Below are 2,861 nucleotides of genomic sequence, written 5' to 3' on the forward strand. Positions count from 1 at the left end.
CACACAACCTCAATGATATTTTTACAGCCTCTGATCGGATTCTTGTTCTACGGCAGGGACGTGTGGTTGGAGAGAGCAAGATCAGCGAAACCAGCCGAGAAAAAGTGGTCAGTCAAATGGTGTCTGGCTAAAAAACAATACATTCTTAGTAAGGAACTTTTTGATGTTGGAAAAGAAAAACCTACGAACTCGACGTCTGTTTCGCAACAATGGCCGTGCCTTAGTGATTGCCATGGACCATGCACGTGTTTTTGATACCGTCACAGGTCTAAAGAATATTACCGAGGTCGTCAAGGCAGTACGTGCTGGAGGAGCCGATGCCATTTTGACTCCTTGGGGCTCTACGGTTGCTGCGACAGAAGCTCTGAACGGTGGTGGCTGCTGGCTCAGTGTAGACATCACTCCTCAGAGCATCCAAAGCACAGTGGAAATGGCACTGCGTCTTGGAGTTGATGGGATCAAGGTAGAAGTTTACCCCTGGTGTGATCCAAAAGATGATTACTTCAAGCGCTACCATGGAAATGAATCTGTCCTACATGGGATGCAGCTCGCTGCTGAATGCCAGAAATGGGGTGTCCCTTTGATGATTGAGAGCGTCCCTGGAGGTTGGCCCAACGAAACCATGCGTACTCCAGAGATGGTCGCAGCTGCAAGTCGTGTAGCTGCAGAAGCAGGTGCAGACTATGTAAAAACCTTCTACACTGGCGATAAGGAGAGTTTTCGCACTGTCTTGGAGAACTGCACGGTTCCCGTGTTGATTCTTGGGGGGCCAAAATCAGATTCTGATCGGGGAATCCTACAGATGGTACGCGATGCTATGGACGTCGGTGCGGTCGGCATCACGATGGGACGCAACGTCTGGGGACATGCGAACATTGAAGGAATGACCGCAGCACTCGCTGCCATTATCCATGAAGATGCGAGTGTCGATACAGCCTATCGCTTGGTGAAATCTTAGCTGCCAACTCTCCCCACTTGAGCCTCAATGCCTCGTCCTGCTTCTGATCTAATTGCTCGGATTGCCTGGCGCTATTATGTCCAGAAGCAGAATCAGGTGGAGATCGCTGCCAACCTTAACATCTCACGTCAGAGTGTTCAACGTTACCTGAGCCAAGCACTGGAGCAGGGCATCGTGGTCACACGCATTGACCATCACCATTTGAGCGAGTGCATGGAACTCGGCCAGGAATTGCAGTCTCGCTATCGTCTGAAACTTTGCGAAGTCGCTCCAGTCACCGCTGAACAAAGTGCTGAGGCGGTGTTTCAAAGTCTCTGTGCACTCGGTGCTCAGGTGATGGAACGCTTCATCCGCAAGGAAGATCCCTATACCTTTGCCCTGGGTAGCGGACAAACAATCCGCCACAGCATCAACCACCTTGAAGAATTTCAGCGCAACGATCACAGCGTCACTTCTCTGGTGGGCTTCACAACACCTGAAGGCAACCCCAGCGAATTTGATCTGGTCACTCCTTTTGCTGAAAAAACAGGTGCTCAAGGATACTACTTTCCCGCTCCACTAGTACTTCCTACTCTTGCCGAAAAACAACTACTAGAACAGCTGACCGTCTACCAACGTGTGATCAAAATCGTTGAACAAGCTAGCGTTGCCTTTGCCAGCATCTCTCCACTGCACACCAACTCGGCTTTTCTGAAAGAAGGCTTGATGACTACTGAGGAGTGGCAGCACCTGCAAAAACAGGGAGCTTGTGCAGAATTACTCGGCAGGGTTCTGGATATAGATGGGCGCTTGCTCAATGAAGAATTTACGAATCGTCTGGCTGGTGAGGTATTGAGGCCAAATCCAGATCGGCTGTTTGTTTGCATCTCTGGGGGTATTCAAAAGCACCAAGCTCTGTACTCTATCCTTCAGGGAAAGTGGGTCAATGGCCTCGTAACAGATGAACAAACTGCCCATTACCTATTGCAGATGGCTCCCACTTCGGTTAGATGAAGACCCACGATTAACAAATTCAATCATTTTCTGCGAGAGGCCTTGCGGTAGCCTCTGCTTCCTTGCCAGAGATATTTCTCATGAATTCCCCTTTACTTTTGGGTGTAGACGCTGGCTCAAGCCGAGTTCGGGCACTCATTTTCACACTGGAAGGTGACATCGTTGCGGAGGGTAGCGTTACTCCTCCACTGGAAACGCCATATCCTGGCTGGGCAACCTTGGATGCAGATCAACTCTGGCAAGCTTGCTGGCAGGCAATTCGTCGCGCCGTGCGGCAGGTAGAAGACTCCAAGCGAATTCAGTCTATAGCTGTGACCAGTGTTGCTGAAGCTGGAGTACCCTTGGATGAAGATGATCGACCTCTGCACCCGATCATCGCCTGGTACGACACACGCACAAAGCCCCAAGCCCAACGCCTTGCCGAACAAATAGGTGAACAGCGGCTGTTTGATACAACTGGGTTGAATATCTCCCCAATCTACACTCTCTGCAAGCAACTCTGGCTACGCGAACACAAACCAGAAGTCTTCAAGTCAACTCGTCGCTGGCTCCACACCGCAGACTACCTGGCTTGGCGTCTCTGTGGCATTCCAGCCACTGACTATAGTTTAGCCTCTCGGACCTTTGCACTCGATATTCATTCCTTGCAACTTGCCAGTGGTTTGCTGGAAGAAGTCGGTATTCCACCAAGCTGGTACCAGGAGTTTGTTCCATCCGGCACGCGACTGGGCCACATTCTTCCGGAAGTCGCTGAAGCTACCGGATTGTCACAGGATTGCCTGGTCTCTGCTGGTGGACATGATCACCTGATTGGTTCGATTGTCGCTGGAGCCTTGACCCCTGGAACCTTGGTCAACTCCATGGGAACAGCCGAGGGGGTAATGATCTTCATGGACAAGCCTCTAGCAGA

At 50.9% G+C, this 2,861-nt stretch carries 3 protein-coding genes; all 3 read left to right on the forward strand.

What is annotated here, in order from left to right:
- The first annotated feature begins 163 nt into the window (after positions 1–163).
- Positions 164–958: a hypothetical protein gene (locus tag P8O70_04950; GenBank protein MDG2196226.1), complete on the forward strand. Its 795-nt coding sequence runs from the start codon at positions 164–166 to the stop codon at positions 956–958.
- Positions 959–985: 27 nt separating this feature from the next.
- Positions 986–1,951, forward strand: coding sequence for a sugar-binding domain-containing protein (locus P8O70_04955; GenBank protein MDG2196227.1), 966 nt, complete (start codon positions 986–988; stop codon positions 1,949–1,951).
- A gap of 80 nt (positions 1,952–2,031) precedes the next feature.
- Positions 2,032–2,861, forward strand: an 830-nt coding sequence (locus P8O70_04960) for an FGGY family carbohydrate kinase (GenBank protein ID MDG2196228.1), incomplete at its 3' end; no start/stop codon positions are given.

It is taken from the genome of SAR324 cluster bacterium, from assembly GCA_029245725.1.
Classification (GTDB): domain Bacteria; phylum SAR324; class SAR324; order SAR324; family NAC60-12; genus JCVI-SCAAA005.